Source organism: Clostridium beijerinckii (assembly GCF_036699995.1).
GTDB lineage: Bacteria > Bacillota > Clostridia > Clostridiales > Clostridiaceae > Clostridium > Clostridium helianthi.
In genome coordinates, this window is the sequence record NZ_CP144906.1 from 827,663 (window position 1) to 849,451 (window position 21,789).

Consider the following 21,789-nt stretch of genomic DNA (forward strand, 5'->3'; position numbering starts at 1 on the left):
TATGATTATAATATATATAGCTTATGGCAATATAATCAGGATTAATATTAAATGAAAGAAGGAATGATATGGAGTTTGAGTCTTCTATATATGAATATACTGGTTGCTGTAGTAATCCAAAGGTAAAGTGTAAGGAACAACCTAGAATATATTATAAAACAACTAACCCATTAATTTTCATATTAGGCCACTCACCAAAGTTAGAAGATGGTAAAACAAAAGCAAGATATGTTTTGAAGATGAATGAGAAAATAGCCCACTTCGTAGGTATATTTTAGAAGATATTTTAGATGCTATAAAGGGAAAAGATGAAAATGGAATATATTGTAGTAATGCGATAAAATGTATTATGGATACTATGCTAGACAATGATAGGGAATTTATGAAGGATATTTTTCAAAATTGTAGAATTAACTTTGAAAGAGAAATCGAAAATATTAATCCCAAATTAATTATTTGCATTAGTGAAGCTGGATTTGATCTACTCAATAAGAATTATGAGATAACACCTAAAGCAAAGGCTGTACCAAGGTATGGTACATTATATCATAATATCATATTTCGATAAAAAACAAGGTATATTCCCTAATAGTAGCTAGACATAAAAAAGAATAGCACGAAGATATTGTGAAGAACAAAAGAAGTTAATATCTAATTGCATCATTAGACAGAAAGGTGGATGGAAGGTAAAAAATGATTTATTTATGATTCATATTCCACAAACAGCAATTTTACATGATTCAAATGAAACTGAAATTTATTGCATGATAAAGTTGTTTAAAGAGAATTTTCAAGAACCTGTAGAAGGGGACTATATGAGGGAGGATATATATTTTATAATGTAAACACGTTTAATCCTTATGATGTTTTGTGCGAAGAATTTGATGACGTAGAGGAAGAACTATTGGAGAAAGCAACTAATAGACTATTTGCTGAAAGTTAGATTGGGTAAGAAAGAATGATTATTAGAATTTTATTAATGTAATTTCTAATTTGCGTAGTTTTGATTGAAACTAAAGCAATAATTATTTATACAAATATGTAAAGTATATTGTGAAGGTTTAAATATGTTACTAGGGGGATTCTTATGAGTAAGAAGAAAATTAATGGCATGTTCTTAATTCATCTCAAATTAACTTGGGATAATGTAAAATCATTTTTTGAATATGGAGAATTTTATCCAGGAAACAATGCCTCATTTTATGATTCTGATTTACATTCAAATGAAATACCGTACCAGTTTATGGGAAACGAAAAAGGTAATTATCTTTTTTATGTGCATGATGATGTGAAAAATAAATATGATAATCTAGAAAAAGAATTTATGGGTGACGATATTGCAAAGTATATTTCACTTTTGCCAATAAATGCTATGGAAATGAGAATCATTACGGTTGAAAATGAAAAAGTTGGTGTTTATGCGAAAGGATATCGATGTAGACTAAGTGAAGTGTTGCTTCAAAGTTTTAAGAGCATTTTTTTAGACACATATGTAAAGTATAGAAACGGTAAAGAATGGAAAATTGACGAATCAGAAAATGCAGTACTTGCTTTTAGTGTTGAAAAGAAGATTGTAGTTTTATACAAATTAGCGATAAATAATGGAAATAATCCAGAAACAAAAATCTATAAAAAATGCCTAATAGATATGATTCGTTCCCAAGGATTTCATGCTATTGATAAGCAGAATGCTGCCATGAAATCGGTAGATGTTGAAGAAAAAGATGGATTAAAAGATTATGCTAAAGAAGAAGAAAAACAGCTGTTTTTGGAAGAAACGAGATGGCGTAGCAAAGAAGAGTTAAAGAAGATAAAAAGAGGAGACTGCAAATTTGTACTTTATATGCTTTGGGATGATAATTCAAAGACTTATTATATAGGAAAAGCTGCAGATTTACGCATTAGATTAGACCAACATAGAAACGATAAGAATGACCCTATTAAAAAATTTACTCATTTTAGATATAGTAAATTAAATGAAAACTATCAGCATTTGATCTATATGCTAGAAATGCATGAAATACATACTGCTGGTTGGATTTTGCCAACTCCTTTTTCGGAGAGTAATTCGTTACAACAGTTTCCAAGTAGCCCTTCTGATAAATTGCCTAATATGATAAATAATAAAGATAAATATCATTCTCCCAATATTATACCATGATGTTAAAAGTTCAATACACCAGAAAACATTAGATTACAAATGAAAAGTGTTATAATGGAAGGGCTTGCGCATGAGGAATTAGTTGATTTAGCATACCATGCAACTAATGACAGAAATGTCGTGAGTTTTTCTCTTTTTGTTAAATTATATGTAATTATGTTTTTTACTATGTAAGAGTAGCTTTAGCAAATGTATATTATAGGTTCACCAAAGTTGCTTTGGTGAATTTTTCACATAAGAATAAGTTGCTCAAATACAACAGTAGATAAAGAAAAAACAAAATATAATTATTTTATAGAAGTTCAGAAAGTTGTACCTTTAAGGATTTTTAATAACATTCTTTGAAGACAGCATAGTATTATTATCAAAATCTATTTTATGAACAAAAAATAGAAAAGCCATTTTAGAAGAAATATGATAAAATTTAAATATAAGGAGATGATTATTTTGATTAAATTAAAAGTTAAGAGATTAAAAGAAAATGAAGGATTTTATTATATATTATTTAGGCGACGGTGTATAGCTAGAATGAGTTTAATATGTAATGTAAATTTATTTGGTATCTAGATTAATTAAAGTATAGAAAGGAGTAAATATAAATGGCAAGTTATTTTTATCATATAAAAACAGATACTCTAGAAGCAAAGATTAAACAAATATTAGTTCAGAAAGTTATTCCATATAACAAAGCTAAAATAATATCAATCGAAGAACGATATATTGAATATTTATTAAATGGATTTAAGGGGACTGATATTTTTTTAAATAAAGAAAATAAAAATGGAGTATACTGTTACCATGTTAATAAAGATTCGTTTACTGATGCTCCTGCAATAGAAAAAAGATTAACAGAAAAATTTTTCTCAACACCAATATATGAAATTATTAATTCTGAATGGGAATGTATAAGTCTTATACCGAATACTTGGCCATTAGGAAAAAAGTTGGAAGTAGCGGAGAAAAACTTAAACATTTCTAAAAGTAATTACAAAGAATTTTTGGAAATATATACAAAATTAAAAGAAGCGGTTATGAAAATAATAAGTAGAACATTAATACAAAATTGTAAGAATGATATCGAACAAACAGTGAAAACACAATTCAATATAACTAATGAGCTTGGATTAGAAAAAATAAAAGAGATAAAAAAACAGATGGTTAGCATTACCAATGTTATAGAGAATAATATTATTAAGTTATCAAATGAAGAATTTAGATATAATGATGAGAATTTAGATTCTACTTTTATAAAAAATGAAATAGATTTAGTTATTAAAGAACAAGAAAAAATGATTAATGAATTATTAATTAAATATGGATATGACAGAAGTAAAAGTACAAGCTTTTCTGATAAATTATTTGCTGCTAATTCAAGTGATATTGGTTACTATTTGGATGAATATAAACAAGCTGTAGTCAATCTTTCTAATTGCAAAAAGCAAATGAACACTTTACAGAAAAAATTAGAAAAATTAAACATCGAACTGGATACTCAAAAAGCAGTTGATTTATGGGAGCAAGCATAAACTATAAGAGAGTGTTAATAAATATTGGTGGATTTTAAAGGTCACGCTTCGCCTCCACCATGAAACCCACGAAAATCTAAAATTTGGATTTTCGTGGGTCTTTTATTTTGTAGAAAATTATATTTTAGGGGATTTATAGATAAATGCTATGATTTACAGAATGCATAGATGAATAGTAGATTTACTATTCATGTGTAAAATTATAGAAAAAACAGGAAGTATTAGATATAATAAAAAGAGTAGAATTATGCAAGAGAATCTATGGGATGGAGATACATATGGAAAAAGAATTTTCAGAATTACTCCATTTTACGGCTGATATAATTTGGTTTGATAAAGTGCTTATTGCTATAAATAGGTGTAGCCTACTTGTCTCTACATGATTTGTAGTTAACTGTTATCTCTATGAATAAAGAATATAAAATGATTCGATCAAAGCCGAGAATCAATAAAATTTAATTGCGTTTTGTGTCTTGAGCGAAGCGTGAAAGGAATGGTTATAAAAATGAAAAAAATATTTATGCATAAAATCTCTGCTGTTTTTATACTTTTACTTATGTTTATAGGTTTATTTGGGTGTGCAGCAACAAATAAAACTGCTGAGAATAAGCAGCAGGATAACCATGTGGAAGCTACAAAATCAGAAGATAAAAAGATAGATTCTAGCCAAGATGGAGATTCAAAGAATAAAAAAATTATTAATGATTTTCAAGGCGTTGCAGATTATATACATAAAAATGGAACTTTGCCTGAAAATTTTATAACAAAAGCGCAGGCTAATAAACTTGGATGGAAGCCAGGAGACGATCTTAGCAAAGTAGCGCCTGGTAAAAGCATAGGGGGAGATATTTTTAAGAATGCTGAAAAATCTCTACCAGATGCGCCTAATAGAATTTGGCATGAATGCGATATTAACTATAATGGAGGACATCGTGGGGATGATAGGATTCTTTATTCAAATGATGGATTAATTTACTCTACCTCAGATCATTATAAAACATTCAAATTATTATATAAAGGAAAGTAGTTTTTTTAAGGATGTGAATAGCTTGAATAAAGTAGTAATACAAGGCAGTAAGCTTACGGATAAAAATATGTTACACCAAATTTTAAAACAGGAATTAAAGCTTCCTGCTCATTACGGTGAAAACTTAGATGCACTCTGGGATTGTCTAACTGCTGATGTTCAATTGCCAGTTACAATTGAATGGGTTGACTTTCAAAAAAGTAAAGACTTATTAGGTGATTATGCTGAAAATACATTAGAAATTTTTAATGAAGCTGAAAAATTTACTGGAGGAAAACTTAAGATAAAAATTATTTCCAACTTTTAATTGACTTAAACTTATATCTATCTTGATTGAAAAAAACGTTATCAGTTGATATAATGTATGCAATAGTCCAATGGAAGGAAGTATTATATGTTCAGTTATAGTCAAATCAAAAGTCTTAATGATTTAGAAATTTCTGTTTATAATTATATTATGGATAATAAAGATAAGGTCCGATATATGAAAATAAGGGAATTAGCAGTTGAATCTCATGTTTCAACTACAACCATATTAAATTTCTGCAAAAAAGTAGGGTGTAGTGGTTATTCAGAGTTTAAACTAAAATTTAAATTATTTATAGAGGAAAAAGAAATTAAAAAAGTAAGTGAAGATAATACAGAGATAATTGATTTTTTTAAGAAAACAAATACTGAAGAATATGATGAGAAGATAGAGGAAATTGTAAAAGCTATATTAAAAGCAAAGAGAACAATTTTTATAGGAAGTAGTATGTCTGGAATTGTAGCAAGATATGGAGCACGATATCTATCAAGTGTTGGACAATTTAGTTTATGCATTGATGATCCGTATTACCCTACTACAGGTAAGTTTTATGAAAATTCAGTTGTGATAGTATGTTCTGTGTCTGGTGAATCAAAAGATATTATAGGTCATATAAATAGATTTAAAAAAGATGATTGCTGTATTGTTAGTATTACTAACACTGAAAATTGCACTATAGCAAAAATGTCTGATTATAATATCCCATATTATGTACCATATGTTAAAGTAGGAATATATGATATTACAACTCAAATTCCAATAATCAGTATAATAGAAAGAATTGGAAGGAAACTACAAAATCGTCGAGAAGAATCTATACAAGATGAGTAAATAGCTATGCGCGAAAAATAAAAGTATTATTTTACATAGGGCTTTATTGATTTGAAGTTTTTAACTCAAGTTGATAAAGCTTATTTTAATTACTCTTTTTGTTTGTTAATCACAGTTTTTTTATATATGAAATGTCAAGAACACATTTTGATTTTAATTGCAAAAAAACATTTTGTTTTTTTGCAATAACAAATTATTAAAAAACAGACCTGTTTTTTATAATGGTTTACATAGTGACAGAATCCGCTTTTTCAATTAACATTAAGATACATTCAATAGCTATTCGAAAATAATAAATATAAGTGAGGTAATAAAATGGCAAAGGATTATGCATTAATTGCGAAAACGATTGCGAAAAATTTAGGCGGTATCTCAAATATTGAAAGTGTAACTCATTGTATGACTCGTTTAAGAGTTTGTTTAAAGGACGACTCAAAAGTAAATGTAGATGAGATTAAAAAAATTAATGGAGTAATGGGATATGTGAACCAAGGTGGACAACATCAAGTTATTATTGGAAATAATGTATCTTATGTTTATAAGGAAGTTTTAAAATTAGGAAACTTTGGAGAACAAAGTGACGTTGCAAAAGGGATAAAAAAAGAAAAGCTAACTATCAAAAAAGTTGGAACTAATATATTGGATGCATTAGTAAGTACAATGTCACCATTAATACCAGCAATTATTGGTGGTTCAATGGTAAAGTTAGTAGTAATGATTTTATCTATGTTAAAAGTACTACCAGCAGACAGTACTACATATACCTTACTGAATGCTATGGGAGATGCAGCATTTTATTTCCTTCCAATTATGGTAGCAGTATCAGCATCTAAGAAATTTAAAACTAATACTTATTTAGCTGTTGCAATAGCAGGACTTATGGTACATCCAGATTTTATGAAACTAATGGTAAGCGCATCAGAAGGTAAGGAAGTAACTTTAGCGTTTATTCCTATTGCATCCGTTAAGTATACGTATACGGTAATACCAGCACTTTGTATGACTTGGATATTATCATATATTGAAAGATTTGTAGATAAGATAACACCAGAAGTAACTAAAAATTTCTTAAAACCAGCGATTATAGTATTGATTGCAGCTCCAATAGCAATTGGACTTATAGGACCTTTAGGTATATGGATTGGTACAGCAATATCAGGTTTAGTTTATTTTGTTCACAGCAAATTAGGATGGGTATCAGTAGCAATAATGGGAGCTTTATGGCCACTACTTGTTATGACTGGTATGCATAGAGTGTTTACTCCAACTATATTAACAACTATAGCAGAAACAGGAATGGAAGGAATGGTAATGCCTTCAGAAATAGGTGCGAATCTTTCATTAGGAGGAGCAGCTTTAGCTGTTGCTTTTAAAACTAAAAATAAAGAGTTAAGACAAACTGCAATTGCAGCTGCTTCTTCTGCAATCATTGCAGGAATCACAGAACCATCACTGTATGGAGTAGCATTAAGATTTAAAAGGCCTTTGATAGCATCATTAATTTCAGGTGGTGTATGTGGTGCCGTAGCAGGGATAGCAGGACTTGCAAGTAGATCTATGGCTGCACCAGGTTTATTCACAAGTGTTCAGTTTTTTGATCCACAAAATCCATCAAGCCTTATTTGGATAGTTGGAATAATGATACTGGCAGTCGTATTATCTTTCGTATTAACTCTAATATTTGGATTTGAAGATATTCCAGCAGAAGATAATATTGAAATAATGGGGGCAGACAATGAGTAAATACAGTTTCCCAGAGGAATTTCTATGGGGTGGAGCTATTGCAGCAAATCAGGCTGAAGGTGCTTATAGAGAAGATGGAAAAGGTTTAAGTACTGTAGATGTTATACCACATGGAATAAACAGAATGAAAGTGAAATTAGGGTTAGAAGAAGATTTGACTTTGAAGGATAATGAATTTTATCCAAGTCATGAGGCAATTGATTTCTATCATAATTATAAAGAAGATATTGCTTTGATGGCAGAAATGGGATTCAAAGTTTTTAGAACTTCAATCGCATGGACAAGAATCTTCCCTAATGGAGATGATAGTAAACCTAATGAAGCAGGAATTAAATTTTATAAAGATTTATTTTTAGAATGTAAAAAATATAATATGGAACCATTAGTGACATTATGTCACTTTGATGTTCCAATGGAACTGGTTAATAAATATGGATCATGGAAGAGCAGAAAAATGATATCATTTTTTGAAAGGTATGCAAGATGCTGCTTTAAAGAATTTGATGGCTTGGTTAAATACTGGCTGACATTTAATGAAATAAATATACTGATACATAGTCCTTTTTCGGGAGCAGGTATATATTTCAAAGAAGGTGAAAACAAAGAGCAGGTTAAGTATCAGGCAGCTCATCATATGTTAGTAGCAAGTGCTTTAGTAACTAAAATAGCCCATGAACAAAATCCAGAAAATAAAGTTGGATGTATGCTTGCAGGAGGAGATTTTTATCCGTATTCATGTGATCCAAGAGATGTATGGATGGCTCATACAAAGGATAGAGAAAATTTATTTTTCATAGACGTACAAGCTAGAGGTAAGTATCCATCATACTCAAAGAGGGTATTTGCGGAAAAAGAAGTTAGTATTGTAATGGAAGAAAATGATTTGGATATATTAAAAAATACAGTAGACTTTATATCTTTTAGTTATTATGCTTCTAGATGTGCATCTAAGGATATGGAAAATCAAACCGAAGCTAATGTTGTTAAATCTATAAAAAATCCTCATTTAGAAGTTAGTGAATGGGGATGGGCCATTGATCCATTAGGTCTTAGAATAACTATGAATACGCTATATGATAGGTACGAAAAACCTTTATTTATAGTAGAAAATGGACTAGGTGCTAAAGATACAATAGAAGAGGATGGCTCAATAAATGATGATTACAGAATTGATTATCTTAGGCAGCATATCATAGAAATGAAAGAAGCCATGGAAGATGGAGTTGAACTATTAGGATATACATCATGGGGATGTATCGATTTAGTTTCAGCATCCACTGGAGAGATGAGTAAAAGATATGGATTTGTATATGTAGATAAACAAGATGATGGAACTGGAACTTTAGAGAGAAAAAGAAAAAAATCATTTTATTGGTATAAAAAAGTAATAGAAACAAACGGTGAATGTTTAATATAAAAAATTTAAAGGTTACGCTGCACTGTAACTATAAAACCCAAGACAATATTTATTAATATTATCTTGGGTTATTTTAGTTTATAGACATTTAGAGAAAGACATCACTATAAAAAACATATTAAAAAGTAGCAATAGAAAAGTATTTTAGAATTAGCAAAGGTGGATTATATCTAAATGACGTAGGTTTTTATTAAAAATATTGATATTATTTTTAATTTTATATCTTAAAAGTAACAATCAAATCCGTTTTTAAGAAATATATTTTTATAATCTAATAAATCTTCTTCATGAAGTTGTTGCGTATTTTGGAAAGTATATGGTTTGTTCAGGAGTTCGTATTTTTTCTGCCCAAATTGATGAAATGGAAGTAAGTTTACTTTCTTAGCATTAACGGACTCAAGTAATTTACAAAATTCTTTAGCATCTTCTAAACTAGAGTTTATGTTTGGAATGACAGGAATACGAATAATGACATCTTTACCGTTATCTATAGCAAATTTTAAATTTTTAATAATTAAATCATTATAAACATTTGTTACTTTAAAATGCTTTTCTCTATCATAGTGTTTTATATCAAATAACAATAAATCTACATTATCTATAAAACTTGAGAATATTTCATTTGAAGTATAGCCCGTAGTTTCAATTGCTGTGTGTATATTTTTTTCTTTTAAAACCTTTAAAAGCTGTGATGCAAATTCATGCTGCATTAATACTTCACCACCAGATAAAGTAACGCCCCCATTTGACTCTTCATAAAATATTTCATCTTTCATAACTTCATTCATAACATGAGAAAGGGTTAAAAATTCACCTTCTGCTGAAAGAGCTTTATGAGGACAGAAATTTTTACAAGCAAAACAAGAAATACAGTTGTTAGAATCAATTTTTATATGATTATCATTTAAGGAAATAGCATTATTTTGACAAACGTCTATGCAATGAAGACATTGTGTGCACTTAGTTTTATCACATATGATTTGTATCTTACTATCTTGAGATTCTGGATTTGAACACCATAGGCAACTTAAGGGACAGCCCTTGAAAAAAACTACAGTTCTGATTCCAGGACCATCGTGTATGCTGTATTTTTGAATATTGAAAATGCAAGCCTTTATATCTTTCATAAAAACACCCCCATATAGTAAAAGGTACTGTCAAAGTTTTTTATCTAACTAAGGCAGCAACCCTTTAATTTTTCTTATTTTTTATATAAATAACTTGCCACCCCCAAAAAGTTAAGATATTTTATACTTGCAAAACAAAAACACTGAACTAAAAAAGGAGGCAAGCTATTACCATGATTAATAAGTTTCTTCTTGAAACTGTAATTTATCTTATTGAAATTATAAAGTATCTCATGACTTTGCTGGTTGGCAAAAACTTGCTTAAAAGCATTTCGGACGAACCTGTTAAGAAAGAATACCGAAAGCTTCAAGTAGATGATCAACCAATCTTTGATGTTCCCGAAAAACTTAACTATAAGCTTCTAATAGCTGAATATGAGTTTAAGCACGGCAAAGAATTTGCTCCTGTGAAACCTCGCAAAAACAAAGCGTTAGCTCCTAAGGATGTTATCTGTCCTAAGTGTGGTGCTCCACATACCTATCTTTACGATAATAACGGAGGCCGAGGACAATATCTTTGCAAAGTCTGTGATACCACATTCAATCCTAAAAATTACTATCAGAAATCCATAGTGTTAAGATGTCCTCACTGCAGTAAAACACTTGAAAGAATCAAGGCGCGTAAGGATTTCTACGTTTATAAGTGTAAGAATGATAATTGCTCTTTTTACCAAAATAATCTTAAATCAATGACAAAATCTGAAAAACAAGATTTTAAGAAGAATCCTGGTAAGTTCAAAGTTAGATACATATTTAGAGATTTCACTTTTGACTTTAAGCCACTTTCTAAAGAAAGTCCGGTAAAATCAAAGGTTTCTCTTCCAAACATTATGATTTCTTCTTACACCTTAGGACTCATTCTAACTTACTACGTTAACTACGGTTTATCTTCCAGAAAGACAGCTGCATTGCTTAAAGATATTCATGATATTAAAATATCTCATCAAGCAATTTTAAACTATGTTAATGCCGTTTCAATTGTAGTTAAGCCATTTATAGATAACTACGATTATAAACTTTCTGACTCTTTCTGCGGCGATGAAACCTACATAAAAGTTAACGGTAAGTGGAACTATATTTTCTTCTTTTTTGATGCTGTTAAAAAGATTATTCTATCTTACAGAGTATCACCACATAGAGATACCGAAACGGCTGTAAAAGCCATCGATGATGTTCTAAGTAAGTTAAAAGAAATACCTGAAGATCTTAATCTTATAACTGATGGTAACCCTATATATCTTCTTGCACAGCACTTCTTTGCAAGCCATAGTATAAAATTCGATGTTACTCAAGTTATAGGCTTAACCAATAAAGATGAAGTTTCAAAAGAATATAGGCCATTGAAGCAAATTATTGAACGTCTTAACCGAACCTTTAAAGGCAATTATAGAGCTACTACTGGCTTCGGAAGTCCTAACGGGTCGGTTGCATTTGTAACTATGTTTGTGGCATACTTTAACTTTCTAAGACCACATTCTGCCCTTGAAGGCAAAACTCCTGTAATCCTTGAAGAGTTAGAGTCAATGTCCAACATGCCTACTAGATGGTGCAAATTTATTGAACTATCTCAAGACTTTGTTCTAAATAACTGTACAATAACTGCCTAATGATCTAAAGCAGTTGGTGAAACGCACCCTTGACACGCCCACAAAGATAAATGGTAAAATATCTCAATAGGCGGGTCTATTAGTCATGTTCAAAATTATCATTCACCCGTCCTTAACTGCCTAAGACCATTTATCTTTAGGTGTGTCAAGGGCAACTAGCAAACATAATTTAACATTAAATGGTAGTTGGATTGATTTTTCATATATTTTTTACACTACCTAGTAAAAGGTACTGTCAAAGTTTTTTATCTAACTAAGGCAGCAACCCTTTAATTTTTCTTATTTTTTATATAAATAACTTGCCACCCCCAAAAAGTTAAGATATTTTATACTTGCAAAACAAAAACACTGAACTAAAAAAGGAGGCAAGCTATTACCATGATTAATAAGTTTCTTCTTGAAACTGTAATTTATCTTATTGAAATTATAAAGTATCTCATGACTTTGCTGGTTGGCAAAAACTTGCTTAAAAGCATTTCGGACGAACCTGTTAAGAAAGAATACCGAAAGCTTCAAGTAGATGATCAACCAATCTTTGATGTTCCCGAAAAACTTAACTATAAGCTTCTAATAGCTGAATATGAGTTTAAGCACGGCAAAGAATTTGCTCCTGTGAAACCTCGCAAAAACAAAGCGTTAGCTCCTAAGGATGTTATCTGTCCTAAGTGTGGTGCTCCACATACCTATCTTTACGATAATAACGGAGGCCGAGGACAATATCTTTGCAAAGTCTGTGATACCACATTCAATCCTAAAAATTACTATCAGAAATCCATAGTGTTAAGATGTCCTCACTGCAGTAAAACACTTGAAAGAATCAAGGCGCGTAAGGATTTCTACGTTTATAAGTGTAAGAATGATAATTGCTCTTTTTACCAAAATAATCTTAAATCAATGACAAAATCTGAAAAACAAGATTTTAAGAAGAATCCTGGTAAGTTCAAAGTTAGATACATATTTAGAGATTTCACTTTTGACTTTAAGCCACTTTCTAAAGAAAGTCCGGTAAAATCAAAGGTTTCTCTTCCAAACATTATGATTTCTTCTTACACCTTAGGACTCATTCTAACTTACTACGTTAACTACGGTTTATCTTCCAGAAAGACAGCTGCATTGCTTAAAGATATTCATGATATTAAAATATCTCATCAAGCAATTTTAAACTATGTTAATGCCGTTTCAATTGTAGTTAAGCCATTTATAGATAACTACGATTATAAACTTTCTGACTCTTTCTGCGGCGATGAAACCTACATAAAAGTTAACGGTAAGTGGAACTATATTTTCTTCTTTTTTGATGCTGTTAAAAAGATTATTCTATCTTACAGAGTATCACCACATAGAGATACCGAAACGGCTGTAAAAGCCATCGATGATGTTCTAAGTAAGTTAAAAGAAATACCTGAAGATCTTAATCTTATAACTGATGGTAACCCTATATATCTTCTTGCACAGCACTTCTTTGCAAGCCATAGTATAAAATTCGATGTTACTCAAGTTATAGGCTTAACCAATAAAGATGAAGTTTCAAAAGAATATAGGCCATTGAAGCAAATTATTGAACGTCTTAACCGAACCTTTAAAGGCAATTATAGAGCTACTACTGGCTTCGGAAGTCCTAACGGGTCGGTTGCATTTGTAACTATGTTTGTGGCATACTTTAACTTTCTAAGACCACATTCTGCCCTTGAAGGCAAAACTCCTGTAATCCTTGAAGAGTTAGAGTCAATGTCCAACATGCCTACTAGATGGTGCAAATTTATTGAACTATCTCAAGACTTTGTTCTAAATAACTGTACAATAACTGCCTAATGATCTAAAGCAGTTGGTGAAACGCACCCTTGACACGCCCACAAAGATAAATGGTAAAATATCTCAATAGGCGGGTCTATTAGTCATGTTCAAAATTATCATTCACCCGTCCTTAACTGCCTAAGACCATTTATCTTTAGGTGTGTCAAGGGCAACTAGCAAACATAATTTAACATTAAATGGTAGTTGGATTGATTTTTCATATATTTTTTACACTACCTAGTAAAAGCAAGATTAGTATTAAGATTGAACCGCAATAATTTAAGTTTCAATTGATGATTCAATGTTAACATGAAAAAATATAAGTGTAAATAAAAAGTTTTATTTGAAATAAAAGTGAGTTTCATAAGAATAATAATTTGATGTTTAATATTATTTGAAGTAGTATATAATCAATAATAAACAGAATTGCTTTTATTCGAAATATAAATAGTTCATTTTGTAAGTAGTTTATGATATAATTACCAGTGGATTTAGGTATGTCGACTAGTTAGTTTTCGAATCTACCTAAGAGAAGGAGGAGTTTCTATGATAAATAGGTATACAAAGCTTCTTGAAATTGTCAATGAAAACAAGCGTATAGAAGTCAGTAAATTATCAGAGCTTTTAAATGTATCTCAAGTGACTATACGTAAAGATCTTGGTGCATTAGAAGAAAAAGGATTATTGAAGCGTGAACATGGTTATGCTGTTATGACTTCAAGTGATGATATCAATAGCAGATTAGCTTTTAATTATGATATAAAAAGAAAAATAGCACAATTGGCAAGTAAACTTGTAAATGATGGTGAAACAGTTATGATTGAATCAGGCTCATCTTGTGCCTTACTTGCTGAAGAACTTGCATATAATAAAAAGGATATAACAGTAATAACTAATTCTACATTTATTGCAAACTATATTAGAGAAGGAAATGCGAAAGTAGTGTTGCTTGGAGGAGATTACCAGCCGGAATCCCAGGTATCAGTAGGCCCTCTAACAAGAAAATGTGTGAAAGATTTTTTTGTAGATAAATTGTTTATCGGAACTGATGGTTATAATTCTAAAATAGGGTTTACAGGAAAAAACTTAATGCGTACAGAAACGGTAAAAGCCATGGCTGAAAGTTCTAATAAAATTATAATATTAACAGAATCATCAAAGTTTTCTGAGCGTGGAGTGGTATCTCAATTTAAAGCAGAAGAGATAAGCTACTTATTTACAGATACTAATATTCCTGAAGATGTTTTAGAAAGTTTAAAGAAGGAAAAAGTGGATGTTCAAACGGTAAGTGTAAATTAATATGATTTATAAGAATAGAACAATCATAATATAGGAATTTATAAGATGCATAGGTATAGTGTTTACTTTAGTGAGTAAACATTATAATCTATGTATTTTTTTATTATCTCAAATAAAAAGGATTTTGTTATTTATTTCGAAAATAATTACATAAGTTTCAAATGAAATAGTAATATTGACAAATGATATTGTTGATATATAATTTAGTTATGAAAGAAAATAAAAACAATTTCAAATGAAAGTAAAAAAGTTTGTTATAATATGAAATTGATAATGAGGGGAGAATATTTATGAATCATTTTGGAGAATTAACTGATAGAATGCATAATTTTAGAGAAGAATTATTAAATGCAAAATCTATGGTTAGTGTAGAAAGAGCTAGACTTACTACGGAAAGTTACAAAGAACACGCTGATAAGCCAATGGTATTACGTAGAGCGTTATGTTTAGAAAATATACTGAAAAATATGACTATATTTATTGAAGATAACTCGATAATCGCGGGAAATCAAGCAGAATCAAATCGCTCAGCTCCTATTTTTCCTGAATATGCAATGGATTGGGTTATAGATGAACTTGATGAATTTGAAAAACGTGCAGGTGATGTATTTTATATTACTGAAGAAAGTAAGAATGTTTTAAGAGAAATAGCACCTTTTTGGGAGCATAAAACTTTAAAAGACAGAGGTCTTGCAGGGATGCCTGCTGAAAGTAGAATTTTTTATGATCTAGGGATTATAAAAGCAGAGGGTAATATTACTTCTGGGGATGCTCATATAGCGGTAAATTATGAAACTGTATTAAACCTTGGGTTAATTAATTATAAAGAGCGAACAGAAAAGAAATTAAAGGAACTAGACCTTACAGACTATAGGAATTTAAATAAGTCTTATTTTTATAGAGCAATTTTAATTGTACTTGATGCAGTAGCAGCTTTTGCAAAACGTTATGCAGATTTAGCATTAGAATTAGCAGAAAAAGAATCTGATGAAAATAGAAAAGAAGAATTGCTTGAAATGTTAAGAATATTAAATAAAGTTCCATATTATCCAGCAGAAACTTTCCAGGAAGCTGTTCAATCCTTATGGATAATTCACTTAGTTTTGCAAATTGAATCTAATGGACATTCACTTTCATATGGAAGAATGGATCAATATTTAAATCCTTTCTATGAAAAAGATTTAAAACTTGGAAGAATTACTGAGGATAGTGCTACTGAATTATTAACAAATTTGTGGCTTAAGACATTTACAATAAATAAGATAAGAAGCTGGTCACATACACGTTTTAGTGCAGGTAGTCCATTATATCAAAATGTCACAGTTGGTGGACAAACTGTAGACAAAAAAGATGCAGTAAATCCATTAAGTTACTTAATTCTAAAGAGTGTTGCTCAGACAAAATTACCACAACCTAACTTAACAGTACGTTATCATAGAGGGTTATCTGATGATTTTATGAAGGAATGCATAGAAGTAGTAAGATTAGGATTCGGAATGCCAGCCTTTAATAGTGATGAAGTTATTATTCCATCATTCATAGAAAAAGGTATAGATGAAAAAGATGCTTATAACTATAGTGCAATTGGATGTGTTGAAGTAGCGGTTCCGGGTAAATGGGGTTATAGATGTACTGGAATGAGCTTTTTAAATTTCCCTAAATCATTATTAATAGCTTTAAATGATGGAGTTGATCCCGAGTCAGGAACTAAGCTTTGCGAGGGGGTAGGTCGCTTTAAGGATATGACAACCTTTGATGAGGTTATGAAAGCCTGGGATAAGATAATTCGTGAATTTACAAGACACAGCGTAATAATAGATAGCTGTGCAGACTTAGCAATAGAAGAAGTTACAGCAGATGTATTATGCTCAGCTTTAACTGATGATTGCATTGAAAGAGGTTTAAACTTAAAAGAAGGTGGAGCCGTATATGACTTTATCAGTGATCTTCAAGTAGGTATCGCTAACCTTGGAGATTCTCTTGCAGCAATTAAAAAATGTGTATTTGAAGATAAGAGTTTTACCCCAGCACAAGTTTGGGACGCATTGCTTAATAATTTTGAAGGAGAAGATGGTAAAAGAATTCAAGATATATTACTTAATGATGCTCCTAAGTATGGAAATGACGATGATTATATAGATTTATTATTAAGAGAAGCTTATGAAATCTATATTGATGAGATAAAAAAATATAAGAATACTAGGTATGGCAGAGGTCCAATTGGAGGATGCTATTATGCTGGAACTTCTTCAATTTCAGCTAATGTGCCACAAGGAGCAGGAACTTTAGCAACTCCAGATGGAAGAAAAGCTGGAGAGCCTTTAGCTGAAGGGTGTTCACCATCTCATGCAATGGATAAAAATGGTCCTACAGCAGTATTTAAATCAGTTTCAAAATTACCAACACACGATATTACTGGTGGAGTATTATTAAATCAAAAGGTAACGCCACAAATGTTATCTAAGGAAAGTGATAGAGAAAAGTTAATTTTATTAATTAGAACTTTCTTTAATCGTTTAGAAGGTTTTCATGTACAATACAATGTAGTATCAAGAGATACTTTACTTGATGCGCAAAAACATCCAGAAGATCATAGAGACCTAATTGTTAGAGTAGCAGGATATAGTGCTTTCTTTAATGTATTATCGAAACAAACTCAAGATGATATAATTGAAAGAACAGAACAAGTTTTATAGTAAAATAATTCCCCAAGTGAAATGTTCATTGATATTATTTATGAAACCCACGACCATTTGCATGTGGCTTAAATAGCTGGTTGCAGGTGGTCGTGTTTTTTTGCTACTGGCGGCTTAATCTTATATATTTTGTAAAAGATTAAACAATCTATAAATTAATCAATATCAGAATTAATTTTATTTTTTTCTTCAGAAATCGTATGTAGGATTCTTTTTAGAATAATCACTGTTTGTTCTTCTTCTTTCTTAGATAAGTTTTTAGAAAAAATAGCAACTAATTCTAAAAAGGTTGCATCTATTTTAGGTATAACTTTTTTTCCTGCATCCGTTAAATATAACCTATAAATACGCTTATCATTTTCATCTTGAATTCTTTTTACATAATCATTTTCTACTAGATTTTTTACTGCTTTTGCAGTAGTTGATTTACCTACATACAGAAACTCACTTAACTCTTTCTGACTTATACCTTCATTTTTTGAAATCACATATAAAAAATCATGTTGGCCACTTCTAATATTTAAATCTATAAGCTTTGAATTTATTATGCTCTGAGCATTTCTATAAATTGCTGCATTAAGTTTACTAATGTTCTCCATAGTTACTTATCTCCTTTACATTAGTTTCCTATAAAGTGAAACTTTTCAGGTAGAGTTTTAACTCCAGCTGAATTTAGTTGAACTTATACCCTCAAGGTGCACCTTGTCCAGAAGCGTGCAGCCGTTATCTCCCGCTTAAAGAAAAGGGAGTGCTACGGATGCTAGCTATCGGATAAAACCATCTTAAATTATATATATAAATAATTATAGTTTCAATGATTTACTAGGATATATATTTTTTGAAATTATGAATTGGTATTTTAAAATATAGATTATATTATTTGGAAAAAGAAAACTCTGCCATTGATAAAACGCAGAGCTAACTTTGTATGTGATTAATATACGTTTTGAGAATTTGTGTTACGTACTAATCCTAAGGTAAAATACTACTTTTTTACTTGTAATTGAGGTTTTCTCTTTCTGCCAATAATGAAATAAAGAATAAATGCTATAATAGCAGCCCCACTTGCCCACAGATACATTTGAGCATATCCAACGTTTGATGAAACTACTCCTAAAATTACTGCACCTAATCCTATACCGCAATCAAATGCAGTGAAAAATGTAGCATTGGCAGCACCTAGACGTGAAGGTGGAACTCCAACCATGGCCATTGTCTGTAAAGTAGATTGAGTTGCACCAAAGCCTATTCCGTAAATAAATGCGGCGATTAAAAACATGCTAATATTTGAAGACTCAGATAACAGCAACATAGATATAATTACACATATAAAACCTGGAATAATTGCATAGTCAAAACCTAATTTATCTATTATTTTACCGAATATTGGTCTAGATATAAATAAGGATATTGCATAGACTGTAAAGAAAATTCCAATGTTCTCTATGCCTTTTTGTGAAGCATAAAGAGGTAAGAAACTGGTTAATGCACCATAAGTTATTGTTACAAAAAATACTATAATAGAAGGATTTATAGATATTTTTTCATACAATGAAGCTTTTATTTTAGTTTGCTCTTTATTTTCAATTTTTTTATATTCTAATTTAAAAGCAATAATACCCCCAAGAACGGCTAGTATAGTAGATGTTAAAAATAGAGCTTGAAAGCTATATTTTGATATCACAAATAGTCCAATTGTAGGAGCTACTGCCATAGCTAAACTACTTGTCAGACTAAAATATCCCATTCCTTCTCCAAAACGATCATTTGGGATATTATCCGAAGCAATTGTATTAGAAGCTGTACTTACTGCACCCCAGCCAAAGCCATGGATAAAACGTATCATAATAATTGCACTAATAAATGGAACTATTGAATAAGAAAATACTGATATAATAAATATAAATAATCCAACTAAAAACACCTTTTGTCGGCCTAACTTATCAAGAAGTAATCCAGAGATTGGCCTAATTATTACTGAAGATACTACAAATGCTCCAGTTACTAATCCAATGATAGAGTTTGTCCCTCCGAGTTTTTTAGCATAGAGCGGAAGTGTAGGTAATAACATTTGAAATCCAAAAAATATTAATAAGTTTATTATGTTTATAATAACGAAGTTTTTTGTCCAAAGAACCTTATCTTTTTGTATATCTTTTTCCATGAATGATCTCTCCTTTGTAAAAATAGTTTCCTTTGCAACTAATATTATAATAACATAAATTAGTTGCTTGTGCAACTAATTTAATTGATGAATTCAATAAAATTTTTACTTATAACTAATGAGATTTAAGTTGATATTTAAATAGTACCAAAAAGTGGGTATAAGGAATTTAAGTTGTAATTAATAGGAATTTATGTGCAAATAATGTTAAAATATAATAATAAAGAGTATAATAGTTTTATTAATAATTTAATTACTCTTTAACATAACTAGTGGGGAATTCATCAACATTTATATAAAAATTTTAAATTATTTAGACATAAATATTTCTTAACATAAAACTATGGTGTAAAGTAACAAGAAAATATTAAGTGAAATTAAAAAGTTCACTTAATAAAGAAGGGAGCTAAATGATGAATTGGGAGGCGTTTGAAAAGGCTTTAATTAATTACGATAAGTTAGAAGTTAATAAAATTCTTCAACATTTTTTAGCTGAAAAAAATGGGATTGATTTTATCGATGATTATATAGTTAAGTCATTGACTTCCATTGGGGAAAAGTGGGAAAGAGGAGAAGTAGCTTTATCACAGATATATATGAGCAGCAGGCTTTGTGAGGAAATTGCTATTTCTATTTTGGATGAAAAAAATTTCACAATTAAGAATGCAAAGCCGATTGCAATAGTGACTCTTGAGGACTATCACACTCTTGGAAAGAAAATCGTAAGTGCTGTTGTGAGGTCAAGTGGTTTTGACCTTATAGACTACGGTTCTATAAGTGGACCAGAGGAGATAATAAAGAGAGTCACTGAAGATAGGATAAAAATACTTATGATATCAGTATTAATGTATCCATCTGCTTTAAAAATTAAGAAAATATCTCAAATGCTTCATGAAAAGGATCCTTCAATTAAAATATTGGTTGGGGGGGCACCTTTTTTAATGGATAGCACTCTTTGGGAAGAAGTTGGCGCAGATAAAATGGGGAAAAGCGCAGCCGATAATATTGTTATTATAGAACAATGGATGAAGGAGGATTCTTAATGGAAAAAAGGTATACTTCGATGGAAAGAGTGTTGACAACTATGAGCAAGCATGAACCAGACAAGGTTCCATTGTTTTTAATGTGTACACATTACTGCGCAAAATTTTTAGATGTATCAATTAAAAACTATTTTAGTAAACCTGAGAATGTAGCAAGAGGACAAATGATACTTCTTAAAAAATTTAATAATGATTGTTTGAATCCATTTTATTCTGCTGCTCATGAGTATGCAGCTTTTGGAAGCGAAGTTATTTTCAATGAAGCAGGTTCTCCAAATGCTGGTGAACCAATAATAAAAAACTTTGACGATATTTTAAAATTACAACCACCAGATGTTAAAAATTCAAAAACTCTTAGAAACTGTCTTGAGACAATATCAATACTGAAGGAGGAAGTGGGGATGTCGGTCCCTATTGCTGGGGGCGTGTTATCTCCTTTTTCACTTCCTATTCTTCAAATGGGTTTTGATAAGTATATTGAACTTATTTATGAAAAACCAGAGTTGTTGGATCATCTTATAAAAATTAATGAAAGGTTTTGCACTGAATGGGCAAATATGCAATTGAGGGCAGGTGCAACATTTATATCATATATAGATTCTATGTCTGTATCTTCAGTTATTCCTAAAAGTATATATTTAAAGACTGGATTCCTTTCTGCAAAGAGAACAATACCCACTATTAAAAGTGATGTAGCCATAGCTACTTCCTCGGCAAGTTCTGCCTCAATACTCGAGGAAATCCTTGAAGCTGGGATTAAAGCTATTCTGGTAAGCCATACTGACGATCTAGCTGAAATAAAGAAGAAAGTCGGCAAAAGAGCTACATTGCTTGGAAATCTAAATGGTATTGAAATGTGCAGGTGGACCAGATCTGATGCTGAATATAATGTTAAGGAAGCGATAAAAAAAGCTGGAGTTGGTGGTGGTTTCATCTTGTGCGACAGTTTAGGAGACATTCCTTATCAGGTTAGTGAGGATATTCTTTATGAAATATCAGAGAGTGTAAATAAGTGGGGAAGATATCCATTAAATTGGAGGTGATTAT

Annotated in this window: 18 protein-coding genes; 15 read left to right on the forward strand and 3 right to left on the reverse strand. The window is 30.5% G+C overall.

Annotation, left to right across the window (positions count from 1 at the left end; genetic code table 11):
* The first annotated feature begins 68 nt into the window (after positions 1-68).
* The 9 genes from PZA12_RS04090 to ascB all read left to right on the forward strand — a co-directional run bounded on the left by PZA12_RS04090 (position 69) and on the right by ascB (position 9,012).
* Positions 69-278: a hypothetical protein gene (locus PZA12_RS04090; RefSeq protein WP_103698237.1), complete on the forward strand. Its 210-nt coding sequence runs from the start codon at positions 69-71 to the stop codon at positions 276-278.
* 41 nt (positions 279-319) lie between these two features.
* Positions 320-568, forward strand: coding sequence for a hypothetical protein (locus PZA12_RS04095; RefSeq protein WP_338481388.1), 249 nt, complete (start codon positions 320-322; stop codon positions 566-568).
* A 519-nt stretch (positions 569-1,087) separates the two neighbouring features.
* A complete protein-coding gene (locus tag PZA12_RS04100; protein ID WP_103698235.1) occupies positions 1,088-2,161 on the forward strand; it encodes a GIY-YIG nuclease family protein in 1,074 nt (357 codons plus the stop codon).
* Between the two features lie 599 nt (positions 2,162-2,760).
* Positions 2,761-3,687: a hypothetical protein gene (locus PZA12_RS04105; RefSeq protein WP_103698234.1), complete on the forward strand. Its 927-nt coding sequence runs from the start codon at positions 2,761-2,763 to the stop codon at positions 3,685-3,687.
* 505 nt (positions 3,688-4,192) lie between these two features.
* Positions 4,193-4,714 carry a ribonuclease domain-containing protein gene (locus PZA12_RS04110; RefSeq protein WP_011968041.1) on the forward strand — a complete coding sequence of 174 codons (522 nt, stop codon included), beginning with the start codon at positions 4,193-4,195 and terminating at the stop codon, positions 4,712-4,714.
* 22 nt (positions 4,715-4,736) lie between these two features.
* On the forward strand, positions 4,737-5,021 hold the full coding sequence (locus tag PZA12_RS04115; protein WP_017209407.1) for a barstar family protein: 285 nt from the start codon (positions 4,737-4,739) through the stop codon (positions 5,019-5,021).
* Positions 5,022-5,108: 87 nt separating this feature from the next.
* On the forward strand, positions 5,109-5,852 hold the full coding sequence (locus tag PZA12_RS04120) for a MurR/RpiR family transcriptional regulator (RefSeq protein ID WP_023975752.1): 744 nt from the start codon (positions 5,109-5,111) through the stop codon (positions 5,850-5,852).
* A 315-nt stretch (positions 5,853-6,167) separates the two neighbouring features.
* Complete coding sequence (gene ascF / locus PZA12_RS04125; RefSeq protein WP_103698233.1) at positions 6,168-7,595, forward strand: PTS cellobiose/arbutin/salicin transporter subunit IIBC; 1,428 nt, start codon at positions 6,168-6,170, stop codon at positions 7,593-7,595.
* Positions 7,588-9,012, forward strand: coding sequence for a 6-phospho-beta-glucosidase (gene ascB / locus PZA12_RS04130; RefSeq protein ID WP_103698232.1), 1,425 nt, complete (start codon positions 7,588-7,590; stop codon positions 9,010-9,012). The genes ascF and ascB overlap by 8 nt, the downstream gene beginning before the upstream one ends.
* 224 nt (positions 9,013-9,236) lie before the next feature.
* On the opposite strand, the gene PZA12_RS04135 is transcribed toward ascB, so the two are convergent.
* Positions 9,237-10,139 (reverse strand): glycyl-radical enzyme activating protein, encoded by a 903-nt coding sequence (locus PZA12_RS04135; protein ID WP_103698231.1) that lies wholly within the window; start codon positions 10,137-10,139, stop codon positions 9,237-9,239.
* 173 nt (positions 10,140-10,312) lie between these two features.
* Here PZA12_RS04135 and PZA12_RS04140 point away from each other — a divergent pair, with 173 nt between their 5' ends.
* The 4 genes from PZA12_RS04140 (at position 10,313) to PZA12_RS04155 (ending at position 17,535) form a co-directional block, all read left to right on the forward strand.
* Entirely contained in the window at positions 10,313-11,746 is a 1,434-nt protein-coding gene (locus PZA12_RS04140; RefSeq protein ID WP_168983577.1) for a DDE-type integrase/transposase/recombinase, read from the forward strand.
* Positions 11,747-12,124: 378 nt separating this feature from the next.
* Positions 12,125-13,558 carry a DDE-type integrase/transposase/recombinase gene (locus tag PZA12_RS04145; protein WP_168983577.1) on the forward strand — a complete coding sequence of 478 codons (1,434 nt, stop codon included), beginning with the start codon at positions 12,125-12,127 and terminating at the stop codon, positions 13,556-13,558.
* 528 nt (positions 13,559-14,086) lie between these two features.
* Positions 14,087-14,839 (forward strand): DeoR/GlpR family DNA-binding transcription regulator, encoded by a 753-nt coding sequence (locus PZA12_RS04150; RefSeq protein WP_103698422.1) that lies wholly within the window; start codon positions 14,087-14,089, stop codon positions 14,837-14,839.
* 290 nt (positions 14,840-15,129) lie between these two features.
* Positions 15,130-17,535 (forward strand): glycyl radical protein, encoded by a 2,406-nt coding sequence (locus PZA12_RS04155; RefSeq protein ID WP_103698423.1) that lies wholly within the window; start codon positions 15,130-15,132, stop codon positions 17,533-17,535.
* A gap of 155 nt (positions 17,536-17,690) precedes the next feature.
* On the opposite strand, the gene PZA12_RS04160 is transcribed toward PZA12_RS04155, so the two are convergent.
* Positions 17,691-18,134, reverse strand: coding sequence for a MarR family winged helix-turn-helix transcriptional regulator (locus tag PZA12_RS04160; protein WP_077868108.1), 444 nt, complete (start codon positions 18,132-18,134; stop codon positions 17,691-17,693).
* Positions 18,135-18,520: 386 nt separating this feature from the next.
* Complete coding sequence (locus tag PZA12_RS04165) at positions 18,521-19,699, reverse strand: MFS transporter (RefSeq protein WP_023975745.1); 1,179 nt, start codon at positions 19,697-19,699, stop codon at positions 18,521-18,523.
* A gap of 410 nt (positions 19,700-20,109) precedes the next feature.
* Here PZA12_RS04165 and PZA12_RS04170 point away from each other — a divergent pair, with 410 nt between their 5' ends.
* Positions 20,110-20,742, forward strand: a complete 633-nt coding sequence (locus PZA12_RS04170; protein ID WP_103698424.1) for a cobalamin B12-binding domain-containing protein — start codon at positions 20,110-20,112, stop codon at positions 20,740-20,742.
* On the forward strand, positions 20,742-21,785 hold the full coding sequence (locus PZA12_RS04175; RefSeq protein ID WP_103698425.1) for a uroporphyrinogen decarboxylase family protein: 1,044 nt from the start codon (positions 20,742-20,744) through the stop codon (positions 21,783-21,785). Before PZA12_RS04170 ends, PZA12_RS04175 begins: the two co-directional genes overlap by 1 nt.
* Positions 21,786-21,789 lie beyond the last annotated feature (4 nt).